At 40.6% G+C, this 13946-nt stretch carries 11 protein-coding genes; 6 read left to right on the top strand and 5 right to left on the bottom strand.

Going from position 1 to position 13946, the window contains the following annotated elements:
* The first annotated feature begins 50 nt into the window (after positions 1-50).
* The 4 genes from CLV99_RS19560 (at position 51) to CLV99_RS19540 (ending at position 7435) form a co-directional block, all read left to right on the top strand.
* A complete protein-coding gene (locus tag CLV99_RS19560) occupies positions 51-3617 on the top strand; it encodes a SusC/RagA family TonB-linked outer membrane protein (protein ID WP_133586192.1) in 3567 nt (1188 codons plus the stop codon).
* An 11-nt stretch (positions 3618-3628) separates the two neighbouring features.
* Positions 3629-4945 (top strand): RagB/SusD family nutrient uptake outer membrane protein, encoded by a 1317-nt coding sequence (locus tag CLV99_RS19555; RefSeq protein ID WP_133586191.1) that lies wholly within the window; start codon positions 3629-3631, stop codon positions 4943-4945.
* Positions 4946-5042: 97 nt separating this feature from the next.
* The gene (locus CLV99_RS19550) at positions 5043-6230 is read left to right on the top strand and encodes a TlpA disulfide reductase family protein (RefSeq protein WP_133586190.1); all 1188 of its coding nucleotides are present in this window, start codon (positions 5043-5045) and stop codon (positions 6228-6230) included.
* Between the two features lie 425 nt (positions 6231-6655).
* Positions 6656-7435, top strand: coding sequence for a hypothetical protein (locus CLV99_RS19540; protein WP_133586188.1), 780 nt, complete (start codon positions 6656-6658; stop codon positions 7433-7435).
* Positions 7436-7634: 199 nt separating this feature from the next.
* Here CLV99_RS19540 and CLV99_RS19535 read toward each other — a convergent pair whose 3' ends face one another.
* From CLV99_RS19535 to CLV99_RS19515, 5 genes are all read right to left on the bottom strand, one after another.
* Positions 7635-8840, bottom strand: a complete 1206-nt coding sequence (locus CLV99_RS19535) for a hypothetical protein (protein WP_133586187.1) — start codon at positions 8838-8840, stop codon at positions 7635-7637.
* A 19-nt stretch (positions 8841-8859) separates the two neighbouring features.
* Complete coding sequence (locus tag CLV99_RS19530) at positions 8860-10575, bottom strand: HEPN domain-containing protein (RefSeq protein WP_133586186.1); 1716 nt, start codon at positions 10573-10575, stop codon at positions 8860-8862.
* Positions 10575-11132, bottom strand: a complete 558-nt coding sequence (locus CLV99_RS19525; protein ID WP_133586185.1) for a hypothetical protein — start codon at positions 11130-11132, stop codon at positions 10575-10577. The genes CLV99_RS19530 and CLV99_RS19525 overlap by 1 nt, the downstream gene beginning before the upstream one ends.
* Positions 11133-11207: 75 nt before the next feature.
* A complete protein-coding gene (locus tag CLV99_RS19520; RefSeq protein ID WP_133586184.1) occupies positions 11208-11789 on the bottom strand; it encodes a hypothetical protein in 582 nt (193 codons plus the stop codon).
* An 89-nt stretch (positions 11790-11878) separates the two neighbouring features.
* Complete coding sequence (locus CLV99_RS19515) at positions 11879-12676, bottom strand: hypothetical protein (protein ID WP_133586183.1); 798 nt, start codon at positions 12674-12676, stop codon at positions 11879-11881.
* 359 nt (positions 12677-13035) lie between these two features.
* Here CLV99_RS19515 and CLV99_RS19510 point away from each other — a divergent pair, with 359 nt between their 5' ends.
* Together CLV99_RS19510 and CLV99_RS19505 are read left to right on the top strand one after the other, a co-directional pair.
* Positions 13036-13464: a hypothetical protein gene (locus CLV99_RS19510; protein WP_133586182.1), complete on the top strand. Its 429-nt coding sequence runs from the start codon at positions 13036-13038 to the stop codon at positions 13462-13464.
* Positions 13465-13468: 4 nt separating this feature from the next.
* Complete coding sequence (locus tag CLV99_RS19505; protein WP_133586181.1) at positions 13469-13912, top strand: hypothetical protein; 444 nt, start codon at positions 13469-13471, stop codon at positions 13910-13912.
* Positions 13913-13946: the final 34 nt, after the last annotated feature.

The raw sequence follows: 13946 nt of genomic DNA, 5'->3' as shown, positions 1-13946 counted from the left end.
TTTAATACCGTGTCGTGATAACTAAATAACTAACAAAACCAATCAAATTTATGAATTACAAAAGAGGAATACTAATGAAAATCCATTTAGTATGTGCCCTTATGGGAGCAGCTCTCCTGCAAAGTAAGGCATCCGTTTATGGTCAGTTGATTAATGTGAACGCCAAAAATTTGTCGTTTAAAGAACTGATCCAAAAGATTGAAAGCCAATCCAATTACAAGTTTGTGTATGAGGATCAGCTTATTCGAAACCTGAAGGCACAAAATGTGAATTTTGAGCAGAAAGACGTGCGCGAGGTATTGAGCACTTCATTAGGTAGCCTGCCTATTCATTACGAAATTATAGACAATACCATTATTTTGAAGCGAGGTGACAGTCAGCAGCAGACCAAGGATATCGTTGGTTTTGTTTATGATAAAAATGGGCTACCCATTCAAAATGCCACCGTCCGCGTAAAAGGAACTTTTCGTGGTAGCGCGACAAATGGACAGGGACGCTTTGTCTTAGGGATGCTTCCTGATGAAAAGTATATTGAAATATTGATACTGGGCTATCATACCAAAGAGTTGAATGTCAGTAGCAATCTTAGCCATATCGTATTAGAGCAAGTTCAATATGCTATCGACGAATCCGTGGTTATTGTACAGACTGGGTATAGGGCCTTGACCGATGCACAGTTGACTGGAGCTGTCGCTAATATCAATCAAAAAGACTACGATCAGCGTGTCGCTGTATCAGGCAATTTTTTAGAAAACCTAGAAGGTAAGCTTGCGGGGCTAGTATACAACCCACAGTCCAACGATCTTTCCATCCGTGGAGTGTCTACATTTGATGCCGTGCGCAAGCCATTGATCGTGTTGGATGGGTTCCCAACAGAAATAGATATACAGAGCATCAACCCCAATGATATTGTCTCCGTCAACGTATTGAAAGATGCAGCAGCAGCTTCGATTTATGGATCTCGAGCATCAAATGGGGTTATTGTCATCGAGACCAAAAGAGGAAAAACGGGAGGGACTAAATTTAACCTGCGTGCTACGACTGCAATACAGCCACGTCCCAATTTCGATCACATGAACTATGCGAGCGCTTCTGCATTAACTTCGATTTTAAAGGACAACCTATTGGCTGATGTGGGCGGGGTAAGAGCAAATTATACTGGCAAATTAATGGCATCAACACCAGTACATGACGCTGTTTTTGACTTTAAAGAAGGCAAGATTACACAGGCGGAGTTGGATGAGCGGGTGGCTACAATAGGAAGTTATGATAATCTGGAAGAATATAGAAAGCTGTTCTACAGGAATGCCTTGACGAATCAAGTGGATTTTGACTTGAGTGGTGGTTCCGAAAAGAATACCTATCTGCTAGGGGGGAATTATTTGACTGAGCGAGGAGATTATGTGGCGACAGACAATAAACGGATTCTACTCAATTTTGCTTCTACCCATCAGCTCAACAGATTGATGCATTTGGACTTCAAGGGCATCTATCGCAATGGGAAAAACAACAATCCTTATCGTAGAGTTGGGGTCAATGATTTCCAATCCTACGAAAGACTAATCGACGACCATGGAAATGCACTTCCAGTGGTATGGGGAGTAGATGCTTACGGTAGTGGAACTAGTAGATTTTCGAGTATCATGCCGAGTAATAATGATTTGAATATAGAAAAAGGACTCTATGATCAGTTGTATTATCCCTATGCGGATGTTTTTAGAGCAAACATAGGTCAAACTACTTCATCTGTTCGTTTCCAAGCGAGGTTGAATACAAAGATTACTTCTTGGTTAAACTTTGACCTTGGTGGCGCTTATGAGGATCAGCGTAATCTTATTAGTACTCTTAAACAAGAGGATTTTATCGATATGCGTCGAATCATGAACTATAATGCATCAAAGGATCCGGCTACGGGGCAAGCTGTGTTCAGCAAGCTTCCCAAGGGAGACCTTTTGTCTCGGGATAATGAGTCGATGAAAAGTTACACCGTAAGGGGGCAGTTTAATGTTGATTATGCTAGCATATCAAGAGATCACCAATTGTCGGGAGTGTTTGGTTCTGAGATGCGCCGGATTGAAAATAGTAATTATTTGACTTCGGTATTTGGCTACGATGGGCAGACACTCATATATACACCAATAGATTTTGTTGGGTTAGCAGCAACAGGTCCACTAGCTTTTGGAAATACGCTGCCTAATACTGGGGTTCCCTTTATTGATTACAGAAAATATTTCGGTGAAAACTACGACGACAGACGTTTTGTGTCCTTTTATGCAGACGGAACCTATCTGTACAAAAATAGATATGCTTTGACCGGAAGCATCCGAACCGATCAGTCCAATCTATTTGGAACCGATCCGAAGTATAGATATAAACCGTTCTACTCTATAGGAGCCAATTGGAGTATGCATCAAGAAGAGTTCATGAAGGATTTTAATTGGGTTTCCTTATTGAAAATCCGTGCTGCCTATGGGGTGAATGGAAATACGCCTACTTCGGCAAATGGTAAATACATGATACTTAGTTCGGATTTGAACTTTACGTATTCTCCTTCTGTCAAGTATTATGATGTCTTGTCTCCGGAGAATAGCTCTATGCGTTGGGAGCGCACTGCAACGTCTAATGTTGGTTTGGATTTTGCACTTTGGAACTACCGTGTATCCGGTAGCTTGGATTATTATCATAAAAAATCCTCAGATGTCATTGGTCTACTGAGCTCGGATCCAACTTCAGGCTTTAATTCCTACAGTGCCAACACGGCTACCATTGTGAATAATGGTTTTGAGATGCAAGTGACATCTACAAATATCCAACACGCTAGCTTCTCTTGGAAAACACAGCTTACGGGGTCCTTCAATTTCAATAAAGTAAAGGAAGTACTTACCGCGCAGCCGACAGGCGACGCTGCTATGCTGCCACTGATTTCGCAGGTGCAATACGTTGCTGACCGACCTATTGGTGCATTGTATGCATACAATTATGCGGGACTCAATGAAAAAGGACAGCCCGAAATTATTGATAAAAAGGGAAAACGTCGCATGGTCAGTACATCAGGGGGAGGGAGCAATAGTGAGATTACTATCGATGATATGTTGTATATGGGGACTACTACACCTAAGTATGTCATGGGACTGAACAATCAGTTTAGCTTGGGACAGTTTGATTTGTCTTTCCTGTTGATGTATTATGGCGGACATGTAATGCGCACGCAGGCACCAGATCCTAATGTGACGAATAGGTCGTTTATGGAAGAGGGATTGAACTATTGGAAAAAAACAGGCGACGAAGCAACAACAGATATACCCGGATTTGCTGAAATAGGGAAGCCAAATTATTTTAACACGTATGCCAAGACAGGTTATACCTATGCTAATAAATTTGTTAAAAAAGCTGATTTCATACGGTTACGAGATATTGTCTTGACCTACCGCTTGAAAGAAGATTTCTCTAATAGATTTAAGTTGTCCAATACCATGCTTCGTTTTCAGGTTCAGAATCCGCTCAAGTATGCCTTTAGTGATAATGGTATAGATCCTGATGCGATTGATCGTGCTACAGGTAAGCGTTCGTTACCAAGGCAAGCGATGTACAGTATTTCTTTATACACTAACTTCTAATAGACCAACACATGAACTTTAAATATATAATCGGATTAATTGTTGCAGTAAGCGTGTTCTCTTCCTGCGATAAATACCTAGATGTTGAACCCAAAGGTATCGTGATACCAAAGCGTTTTGAGGAGTTCAATGCTATACTTAATGCGGAAATCAATACCAATTGCTATCCTGATCATTTGGCTTATGCCAGTGACGATTTATACGCCCCTCATACATTAGTGGCTCCCGATCCATTGGCCAATGCCTATTTTTGGAGAGAGACCATTGATGTCGACAATGATGGAACACCCGCTATCTGGGGACCATTATACCGCCAGATCTATAACACCAATATTATTATCAACAATATTGCTGCTGTTACCGATGCCAGTGAGGAAAAAAAGAAACAATTGCTGGGAGAAGCTTTGGCTGAACGAGCTAATGCACATTTTGTCTTAGTGACAGCTTTCACCAAAGCCTATGACCCAGCGACGGCAGCTAATCTTCCTGGTATTCCTTGGGTGACCTATACCGATGTGACCACGGCGACACCACCGCGGACAACGCTACAAGAGACGATGGATCATATCCTAGCAGACTTAAAAGACGCAGAAGGATATTTGAGCACTAATCGTTTGAATAAGACACGTTTTAATAAAGCGGTAGTTCAGGCGATACTCTCTAGGGTATACCTTTATATGGGGAGTTTTGCAGAAGCCAAGAAATATGCAGACCTAGCTATGAAAGAACCACATGAAATCATAGATTACAACGAGTATACTTACCCTATGCAAGATAAAAATACAGAACTTCTTTGGTTGAGAACAACAACATACCATGCGTTAATATTTGACCTACATTATTCCAATGACCTTGTTAATATGTTTGCCGCGGATGATTTAAGGATGGATGTGTTTGGCTATTTTTATAATGGTCTGTATATGCGTCTTGAAAATTATTGGGGCGTATATGGTATACGTTTTTCCGAATTGATGCTTACTCAGGCCGAGGCGTTGGCGCATGCAAATGATTTGGATGGCGCACTGAAGATCCTGAATGAACTTCGAGTACTGCGTATCGAAAGCTCGGCCTATCAGCCGCTTGTGTCGGCCAATAAAGCAGAGGTTTTGAACTGGGTGCTTAGTGAACGGAGAAGAGAACTGGCATTTGGTTCTACCCGTTGGATGGATATGAAACGCTTGGCTAAATTGGGATTAGGTACGCCTGCAAGACGGCAATCGATAAATCATGAAGATCTCTTGAGTATTGATCCTGCGACCTATACTTATACCTTTGAGATACCTTCTAGGGTTTTGATGTTTAACCCAGGAATGCCGAAGAATTTTTAAAGTTAAGTCATAATGCTGATAAAGGTTATAATCGTTAAGAGAGAGGCCTTCATAACTTTTTAACCTCCTTAACTTATATAACTATAAAATAAAACATATGAACAGATTATTCACAGTAGCATTATTGCTATTGAGCATGGGGAGCTATGCGCAAGAAAAATATACCATCACCGGAAATATTGCTGGAGAGGTAGAAGGTAATAAAGTCTATCTCTATAAGAATGATTACGCTGAAGATGTAAAGGTTGATAGTGCCGTTATAAAAAACGGAACATTCAAATTTGTAGGATCTGTCCCTTCACCTATGTATTACCGTATTATCATTGACCGTACATTAAAAGGTAAGACGTCTTATGAAAAAAACTGGACAAGTACCCATTTTTACTTAGAGAACTCACCGATTACGATAGAGGCTCATATCGATAGCATGAGTACCTATTACCACAATCCGAAGAAGAAAGCCGCTACCGTGACAGGTTCTAAAACAGAAGACGAGTATACCGCTTTTAAAGAGTCGCTAAAAGAAGAACGGGCGCAAATGGCAGCTCTGTATAAAGATTATATGGAGAAATACCACCTTCCGACTATGGATGGTGTTTTTAATACCGAAGAGGGTATTCGCCTTACCAAAGCTATGCAACCTGTAGAGCAGAAGATTAAAGCAGCTACATTAGCGTTTATTCGTGCCAATCCAAATTCCGTGGTAGCCTACGATCAGGCTCGTATGAATTTCTTGGGTATGTTTGTAGAGCTGACCGTTGATCAAATTTCAGATCTTCAGCAGATTGTAAAAAAAGGTTGGGACGGCACCGATCGGTATACCAATTTTATAGAGCTATCCGAAAAAGCGAAAAAGACAGCTCTCCATACTAAATACCAGGATTTTGAATTATTAACTCCCGAAGGGAATAAAATGAAAATATCTTCGTTGGTTCCTAAAGGTGAATATTGCATGTTAGAGTTTTGGGCTTCTTGGTGCGGGCCTTGTCGTGGCGAAATACCACACCTGGTAAAGATCAATGAAAAGTATAAAGATGCAGGTTTTAAGATCATAAGTATATCGATTGATGAGAAAGACGCTCAATGGCGAAAAGCGATGGAGGAGGAGAAAATGACTTGGACACAGCTCAATGATCCAAATGGTTTTAACGGTGAGATCACAAAAGCATATAATATACAAGGCATTCCTTTTGCCATATTATTGGATCCGGAAGGACGTATTGTTGATTTCAATATGCGCGGTTGCAAGCTGGATGTTGCATTGTTAGACATTTACGGTTATTGATATAGCGATGTCTCTATAAGAATGAGCCTTAGATAAAGTATTATCTAAGGCATTTTTTTATGTACTGGTTTATGTTATCCCCTTCGACAGTTCTTGCATGGCGCTTCGAGAATGCTAGGAGAGAGGTTCGAGATAGGTCCGGGGCATCGTTGGTTGTTGTTCGATCGTTGTTTGGCTGTTGTTTGCCTTTGAGTCAAGGAATAACCAAAGAAGAGGCGACTGTTGGCCGAAGCTGTACCGAAGGAGTCCCGGGGGAAGTACGAAGAAGTATCGAAGGGTCGTCGAAGCTATAGCGGAGTTGAGGGGACTTGAGCAGACTTAAGGGGACTTGAGCGGACTTTGTGTGTGGTGTTTGTTCTGTTGTTTGATTTTTGTTAACTTGTAGGTTCTAAGTCTGTTATAGTTTTTAACCAATTGCCTCTGTTATGGACGAGATTATCAAAGAAATTATTTCCCAAAAGCTGCGCAAGCGCGGTGCTCAGTATAACCTTAGTGAAAATAGTAAGCTTGTAAACGTGGATTTTACATATACTAGTCAGATGAGTTCTAAGATATACCAGCATGGGAAAAAAATCTGGCCCGAGATGGCCGGACGCCCTGTTTTTAATCGTTTTGCGAAGAAGGTGGGCGAGCTCGTTAGGTTGGATGAGGAGCATGAGCTAGGACAGCTGCGTATAGGTTATGGTAATAGCTCAGCTTTAAAAGGCTTCCGTTGGAATAAGAAACGAACTTTCTCCGGGCTAGTGCCTTGGCAAACGGAAATCCTGTATGATGAGGGGCAGGGGGCTGTTTTACTGAAAATTATAGACGACAAGTTGTGGAGTTTTTCAAGCCTTGATAAGCGGATAAGTTCGCTGTGCATTCGTTATCATGCGCTGAAAGTGCCCTTTGAGTTGGAGGATGAAATTGATTTTATTTACTCTGGGGAACTTCAGGTCTTCCCTGGCAAAGAGCCTCCAGCAAAAGAAACAATGTTCCCGACTTCGGATTGGGACAATTGCCTGATTATTGTTACAGGAGTGGTTCGTTGTCGCCTATGGCATGCCGACGGTAAAGACGATTATTTGTCCAACAGTCAGGCTTTTATGGCAGCTGATATACTGGAAGTCTTTCGGATACGTGATGGGAAGTTAATGAAGGATGTGGTTCGGGAATCAACACATGTGCAGAAACCTACTCCAGAAGGAGGAACGGAATGGGTGTAGTGTTACTAAAAGCCTGCGCTATCCAACTTGGAATATGATAAAAGGGTTGGAAGGGAAATAGCACGCATACGTTCATCCCGAAGTCGGGACAGGTAGTCGACCTTGTGGAGACATCTAAAAACTATACTATGGTGCTAGATATCTCCACTTCGGTCGATATGACGTGACGTGCTAAGACCTAACTCGTTGGTCTGTTCAATTATTGGGAGCCGTATTTTTGGCATACGTTTCTATTAATCATGTCTAATATCTCGATAACTTTTTTTATTACTATTCTCACTTGACTATATTTGTTATAAGGGCTAGATTTCTTTTGAAGAGCATACGAAAGTGCCTCTGCTAGGTGGTCTTTTGTTAGATCAAGTCCCGTTCTTCTATATAATATAGATAAAGTACGAGCGCTGTTGGCGCGTTGTTTTGGTTGTAGTAAAAGCTTCCCTTGTAGATTAAGGTTTTCTTTTGGTGCGGCATAACCTTTAAAGCGATTGGGGTCCAACCAAGTTTTAGGTATTTGGTCTCCTTGGGTTAAAAGCCAACCTGCTTCATATATACAGACTATGGTGTCGTGAAATTCAACTAGCCTTCCAGGTTCGTCCACATCCCATATTTTGTTTTCTGTGATAGCACATTCAAGCCAATGATCAAGATTCGAAAGGAGTTCAGAGCTTGAGTAATATCCAAATATGGCGTTGATGTGTTCTAGAGGGTTATATACATCAGTGTTAATCGCATCTAATTTAGTGATAGCAAAACTTGAATCGTACAGATGTTCGTTGTGAGGAACTCCCTCCTCTGGGAGATGACTATACAGAAATTCGGCAGCCAGAAATGAGGCTTCAATAAGTCTTGCCAATTCTTCGTATGTCGTTAATGGTTGGTCATCCCAACCATCAATAAAGATGCATCCGCGTTTGGTGGTATATTCTTCCCATTTATCTAGGAGAGCAAACCAATTCAAGACGTGTAGTTGATCAAAGAAATGATCTATAGCTAAAGTAAAGTTGGTGATTTCACGATCACTTAGCCATTTAATATTACCGAGCTCCCTTAGACAATGTATATTTCTTTTTTTGTAGTCGCGATCTTGGTCAGTTTTACGCTGAGCATAGGGGTTATCGGTCCACTCTAAAGAAAATGAAGGGTGGCTGTATTTCTCTTTTCTCATCTCATCTTTACAATGCCACGCTCCACTTATTAGTTCTTTTAGTATTTTGATTGTTTGCTTTTGATATTCAATGTCAATTTCTTCTGAGGGATAAGATACTATTGTCTTTGTCAATAACCACAGTCTGTCTTTCATTTGTTCATGTCCGTGACACTGGACGACCCTTCTTAATTCGTAGAAAAAATGGTGAAGATATTCGTTGTCTTCACGAGAAGGGATATAGTTAAATTCAGTAACCATAATAGAATTTATTAGATGTTTAGTTAGATAATGAGAGTTCAGGTATTTCAGATTGTTCTTCTACCACAAATGGTGTCAATTGTTCAAAGTAGGCCTCAACAAAGTTATTAGCTTTGCTAATAAAGGATTTTGTGAGTTGATAGAGCTCTGCCAAGTGCTTCCCTTTAGCTTCATATGTAGTGGAGTGTCTAAACTTTTGCTGAGCTTTTACGAGCTGACTGAATATTGCTCTTTGTTGAGGACGCTCTCTCTGAAAATCAGCAGTAACTTCTGGACATATAAGATCGCATAGATCTAGGAGATAATGTAGATTGGTGGACGAGGGCGTATAATCGAAGAGTTGTTTTGTAAGTCCTAGACAAATCTGCTCAATCGACAAAACCAACATATAGCTACATATTTCATTTAATGGGGTAATGGTATCTTCTCCCGACCATGGGTCGATTAAGAAGTTGGCAGTTTCATGGCGTTTAGCCCATAGATATTTTAAATATCCTAAGTTTTCCGGGGATGTCATCTGTTCCACATCTTTGATGAGGATCTCTTTGTTGGTATGCCAGCATTCAGCAGTACGTAGCAGATTTGTCTGAAAGTTGTTCCCTTTTTTTAAAGAATTTTTCACTGCTTCAGGACTTTCCACTATCAGCGTGACCTTTATCTTCTCTGGGAGTAACTGCATAACGCAGTTTTGTAGATCCACAATGGGTTTGCTCTGATCAGCCATAATGGCAAAGAGATAATAGTGGTGTATCTCGTTATGCGACTGTTGTACATTTAGGAGGTTGCACATACTGTCTTGACGTGTCACATAAGCAAAACAGTAAAGTCCATGTACCTTTCCATAGGTTTTCAGCGCATTGTGGATCAGATCTCGATGGTTGTTGTTGATGTTTGTTGACTTTTCCATATTGATTTTGGTTTTTATAATATCAGTTTGTTGATGAGAGTCTGGGATATGAATAAATCTTTCCGCTATCTCTAACAGTAATTCCTGTTCGTAATCTTCTATCCATGCAAATGTCCGGTCGGCAATGTCTTTGCAGAATGCTGTCTTTTGCAGATCGAGCACAAAGTTGTTTTTGTAACGCGAGCCTGTATAAGACTCCGTCAGCCTATTGATAGCTTGCTCCTCCTCCTTGCTTGTGAGTAGGTTTGCCAAGGTCAGGTCATACGGCTGGAAGAAATCGATATTTTGTTTCAGTGAATGTGAGCGTTCCTCGACTCCCAATAGCAATTTTTGAGCTGTCCGTAATGATATTTCCAAAGCTTGATGGAGCATAAATGCAGCATTCGTATAGTTTTCTTTGTCAAAATAGAGATGGTAGCCTTCCATAAAGGCTATTATTTTGTCTTTTTCCCTTTTTATATATGCTCTGGTTTGCTCAAGAAGCTGTTCGCTACTGAGATTTGGCAGAATCACTGTATTTATAGGTTCGGGATTCACATAGATTTGGTTCCTAGGTTGGCAATTGAGGTGTAAGCGACCAAGTCCATCGTTTATTCTAGACTGAACTTCTTTGGTGTTATAGAAGGTGAAGCAGTGACCTTCCATGGGTTGGAGCGCGCGTTCACATCTTTCCCGTAAGGTTCTACTGCGTTGCTTGTTGTGCGTATGGACCTGTATTATAGTTTGTCCTATACCATTGCGGTGATAAGTCCATAGGAAGATTTCATCGACGGTAAGATATTTGAAAATAATTTCAAGATTGGATTCTAGGGTTGCTGTCATGTCCATTACGATTGAGGGTTAAAGTATGCTACATTGTCTTTGTGGATTTGTAGAAGTGCATCTGGCAGAAGCAGGATGAATTCACGTGCTATCAAGAGTTCCTGCTCAATTTCATAGCCCTGTTTCCTTTTATTGTTGATATCGCTGGATAGAAGTAACTCATCGAGGAAATCGTACCAATCACGTAAGTTCATAAAACCAAAGAAATCGCAGATGATGCGTTGTGCATCTATTTTTTCTTTATCTAATAGTAATGCGCTTAATTCTCCAAAATCTTTATACTGAAATAGTTTTTTCTTAGATGTGGGCTGCCAGTTTCTCATTTTAAGTACGGCATAGGCCGCCTCTATCATCTGCGCGAGATGGAGGTAGGTAAACCCATAGTCAAAGACACGGTTTCTATCCAGCATGGGGCACATCGAGTAGCTGAATAAGAACCCAAAGTTGAGCGACCAATTAATACCCCAGTTCTGAACGACCTCTTTGAGAAATCGATTCGGCTCGCTTACGTACTCCGGAGCGAGATACCGAAGTTTCTTAGTTTTGTGTGTTTTTGTTTCCATTGTTGTATGTGGTTTGTGATTGTTTTCGTGTTACATTCCTCTGGGCTTTTAAAAAAATTAAGTTTTATTTGTTGTTTAGGTCTGAGCCACCTGTATATAGGATGGTAATTCTATTTCTACGCCATTCTTTTGATGGATTTGATAGAGGGCATCTGTCAAAGAGGAAATGAGATGGTAGATAATGACTGCTTCGGAGTTAATCTCGTGATGATAATCTTTTAGTCCGATAGAAGCATTGCATACGAGAGAATCGATCTCCTCTACCCATCCTTTTAGCGATTGATATCTGAAGAAGAGATATAGTGTCTCCTTTTCCGTTAATAGGCTACTTGGGCTTGTGACCTTATACATCTCACTGAGGTTCGATAGGTGTCGCTTATAGGTAGTGTGGGCTTTAATATTACTCTGCTTGTAGATGATATACGCTATTTCGATGTGATTTATCAGGTGCTGAGAGATATAACCATACTCTAACCCATTACGCCTCAGTCTTCCGTCCAGTCCTGCCAAAAGGAAGTGCTTCACTTGATTTTTCCATGAAGTGAAATCTACTTTGGCGTTGTAGAAGTCGTCCAAAATAGAAATAGGATCAATGATTTCCTGCTTACCAGCATATCGAAAGTTCTGCTTGGACAGCTTGTTGTTAATTTTGTTCACGTTGTTAGTTTTGAGTGATAAATAATATTCGTTTGAATAAGTCGGGGCACTGGCTGGTTTGCCCCGACTCTCATAAGCGAGAATAGTTACTATTTTGCACTGTCTTCCGACTCAATCGAAATCTCGCCCCCTTTTTCTAAGGCAATTTGCTCCTCCTCTTTACTCTCCTCTGCCTCCTTTTCTGCCTCTTCCTTTTCTTTTCGCTCTTTCTCTTCATACTGCTTGTCAATAGAGTCGTGGATTAATTCTCCTAGCTTTGATAATCTCGATTTGCCTTCGTGTACAGGAGCAGGCTCTGCCTTAACGTAAGACGGGACGGAAATCTGTAGATGTTTATCTTCATAGATGTAATACAGTGCAAATGCGAGGCGGATCAGTAGTTCTTTAATCGCTAATATCTTGTCCCCGAATTTGTCGTAGTAACTCGATTCTTTTGTGGACATATAGATCATCAGGTCATCCATCGTAGTATACCATTTATTTAGGCTCTGGTAAGAGAAAAACTTGCTGATGGTATCATAGGGAGCTCTTTTTCCTTTCCAGGTGTATTCAAGATTGTGCGTATAATTAAAATGATCTTCACGCTGTGCTACAAATTGTAAGGGGTTCTTTTGTTTTGGGATATGACACTGTTTAAAGATGACGTAAGCGATTTCAATCTGTTCAATCATCTGTTTGCAATGGAATCCTGTTTCCGCGTGGGCTCGATCCGCCATCTCGGGTAGGCAACCTGCTTGAATGAATAAGTTTATATTATTCATCCAATAAATAACGTTGGTCTCGTATCGATAAAAGTTATGGATATAAATCATCGGATTTTTTACGGTATCCTTATTTAAATACCTAAATTGTTTAGCTTTCAGTTTCTTTTGTGTATTTTTCATCATAATTACTTAAAGGTGGTGAAACGATAAGTGGCATTTGTCCATTTATTTTGGACGTATGTTCCTAAGGTTTCGTAATAATTTTTAGTTTGCTGACAATGAGCTCCTCACGAACGCTTACGCTATATAGCAAGTTGTCTATCCCGATGAATCGGGACGAGTGATAGGGCATCATTGACATTAAACTGTGATACACTAGAAATCATTACGGCGCCGACAATGGTTTCATTGCATCTGTTTTGTAATTGTAAATGGTGCGTAGGGAAAATGAACTCACAAGTTCAATTGACGGAGTATCCTTGTTAGAGATACTATTTTATAATTGTTAACCAAATTTAAGATAAATATTTTTCTTAAACAAGATGAAAGAGAAAATAGTTTATAATATTAAAGATAGGGTGGTTCGGATAGCGCAGGAGAAAGGTATTAACATGTTGGAGTTTTTCAATGAGTTAGGATTGTCTTATGGTAATTTTAAGGGAGTCCAAAAACAGTCTGCGCTTAGTTCTGATGCCTTGGCAATGATTTTATCTGTACACAAAGATATTAGCCCGGCTTGGCTATTGGTTGGTGAGGGGGAAATGTTCCGGGATGCTGTACATACTGAAGAACGTAACGAAACCTATTTGAATGCAGAGCTTGAGGGGGTGAGTAATGCTGTCATTCATTCTATGCAGCGTGTTATATCTTCTCAAGAAGTGACTATTAAGTCGCAGGAGAAGACAATTGCCGCTTTGGAGAAGCATCTGACACTGCTGGAACGCGAGATAACCTTACTAAGAAAAGACTAATCATATGGACAATCTATCACTTACTGTTAAAGAGCGTATCCTATTGATCGCTGGCCACGCTAAATTGAGTAAAATGGAGTTCTTTAAGGATCTTGGCATGTCTTATGCCAATTTTAAAGGCGAACAAAAGAAATCTGGCCTTAGTTCGGATGCCTTACTGAAAGTGTTGTCCAAATATCCCGAAATAAATCCCTCTTGGCTGTTGCTAGGGGAAGGAGAGATGCTCAGACCGATGCCTGTAGGTGTTGTGGAAAATAAGCCTGTGGTCGCTAATGAGTCTCCCGCGCCAATTTCAATGCAGGAACTCCAACTTGCATTATATGATACACTCAAGGAGCTTGGCACATTGATTGCAGAGCATGCCCTGCATGTTCAGGCTTTGACAAAACGAGTAGAGTTACTCGAGAAAAAAGGTAAGGACAGCAAAAAGAAGAAAAAGAAAAAATAGGGGCTGTCGAACAGCCCGAAAAGCTGATCATTAG

The sequence above is a fragment of the Sphingobacterium yanglingense genome, assembly GCF_004363245.1.
In the GTDB taxonomy this organism is placed as follows: Bacteria; Bacteroidota; Bacteroidia; order Sphingobacteriales; family Sphingobacteriaceae; genus Sphingobacterium; species Sphingobacterium yanglingense.
Note: the sequence above shows the minus strand (reverse complement) of the source record. Positions and strands in the feature narration are given on the sequence as shown.

Bases quoted from the DNA above. Each gene is read 5' to 3' on its own strand.
- CLV99_RS19560 (WP_133586192.1), top strand. From the start codon at position 51: ATGAATTACAAAAGAGGAATACTAATGAAAATCCATTTAGTATGTGCC.
- CLV99_RS19555 (WP_133586191.1), top strand. From the start codon at position 3,629: ATGAACTTTAAATATATAATCGGATTAATTGTTGCAGTAAGCGTGTTC.
- CLV99_RS19550 (WP_133586190.1), top strand. From the start codon at position 5,043: ATGAACAGATTATTCACAGTAGCATTATTGCTATTGAGCATGGGGAGC.
- CLV99_RS19540 (WP_133586188.1), top strand. From the start codon at position 6,656: ATGGACGAGATTATCAAAGAAATTATTTCCCAAAAGCTGCGCAAGCGC.
- CLV99_RS19535 (WP_133586187.1), bottom strand. From the start codon at position 8,840: ATGGTTACTGAATTTAACTATATCCCTTCTCGTGAAGACAACGAATAT.
- CLV99_RS19530 (WP_133586186.1), bottom strand. From the start codon at position 10,575: ATGGACATGACAGCAACCCTAGAATCCAATCTTGAAATTATTTTCAAA.
- CLV99_RS19525 (WP_133586185.1), bottom strand. From the start codon at position 11,132: ATGGAAACAAAAACACACAAAACTAAGAAACTTCGGTATCTCGCTCCG.
- CLV99_RS19515 (WP_133586183.1), bottom strand. From the start codon at position 12,676: ATGATGAAAAATACACAAAAGAAACTGAAAGCTAAACAATTTAGGTAT.
- CLV99_RS19510 (WP_133586182.1), top strand. From the start codon at position 13,036: ATGAAAGAGAAAATAGTTTATAATATTAAAGATAGGGTGGTTCGGATA.
- CLV99_RS19505 (WP_133586181.1), top strand. From the start codon at position 13,469: ATGGACAATCTATCACTTACTGTTAAAGAGCGTATCCTATTGATCGCT.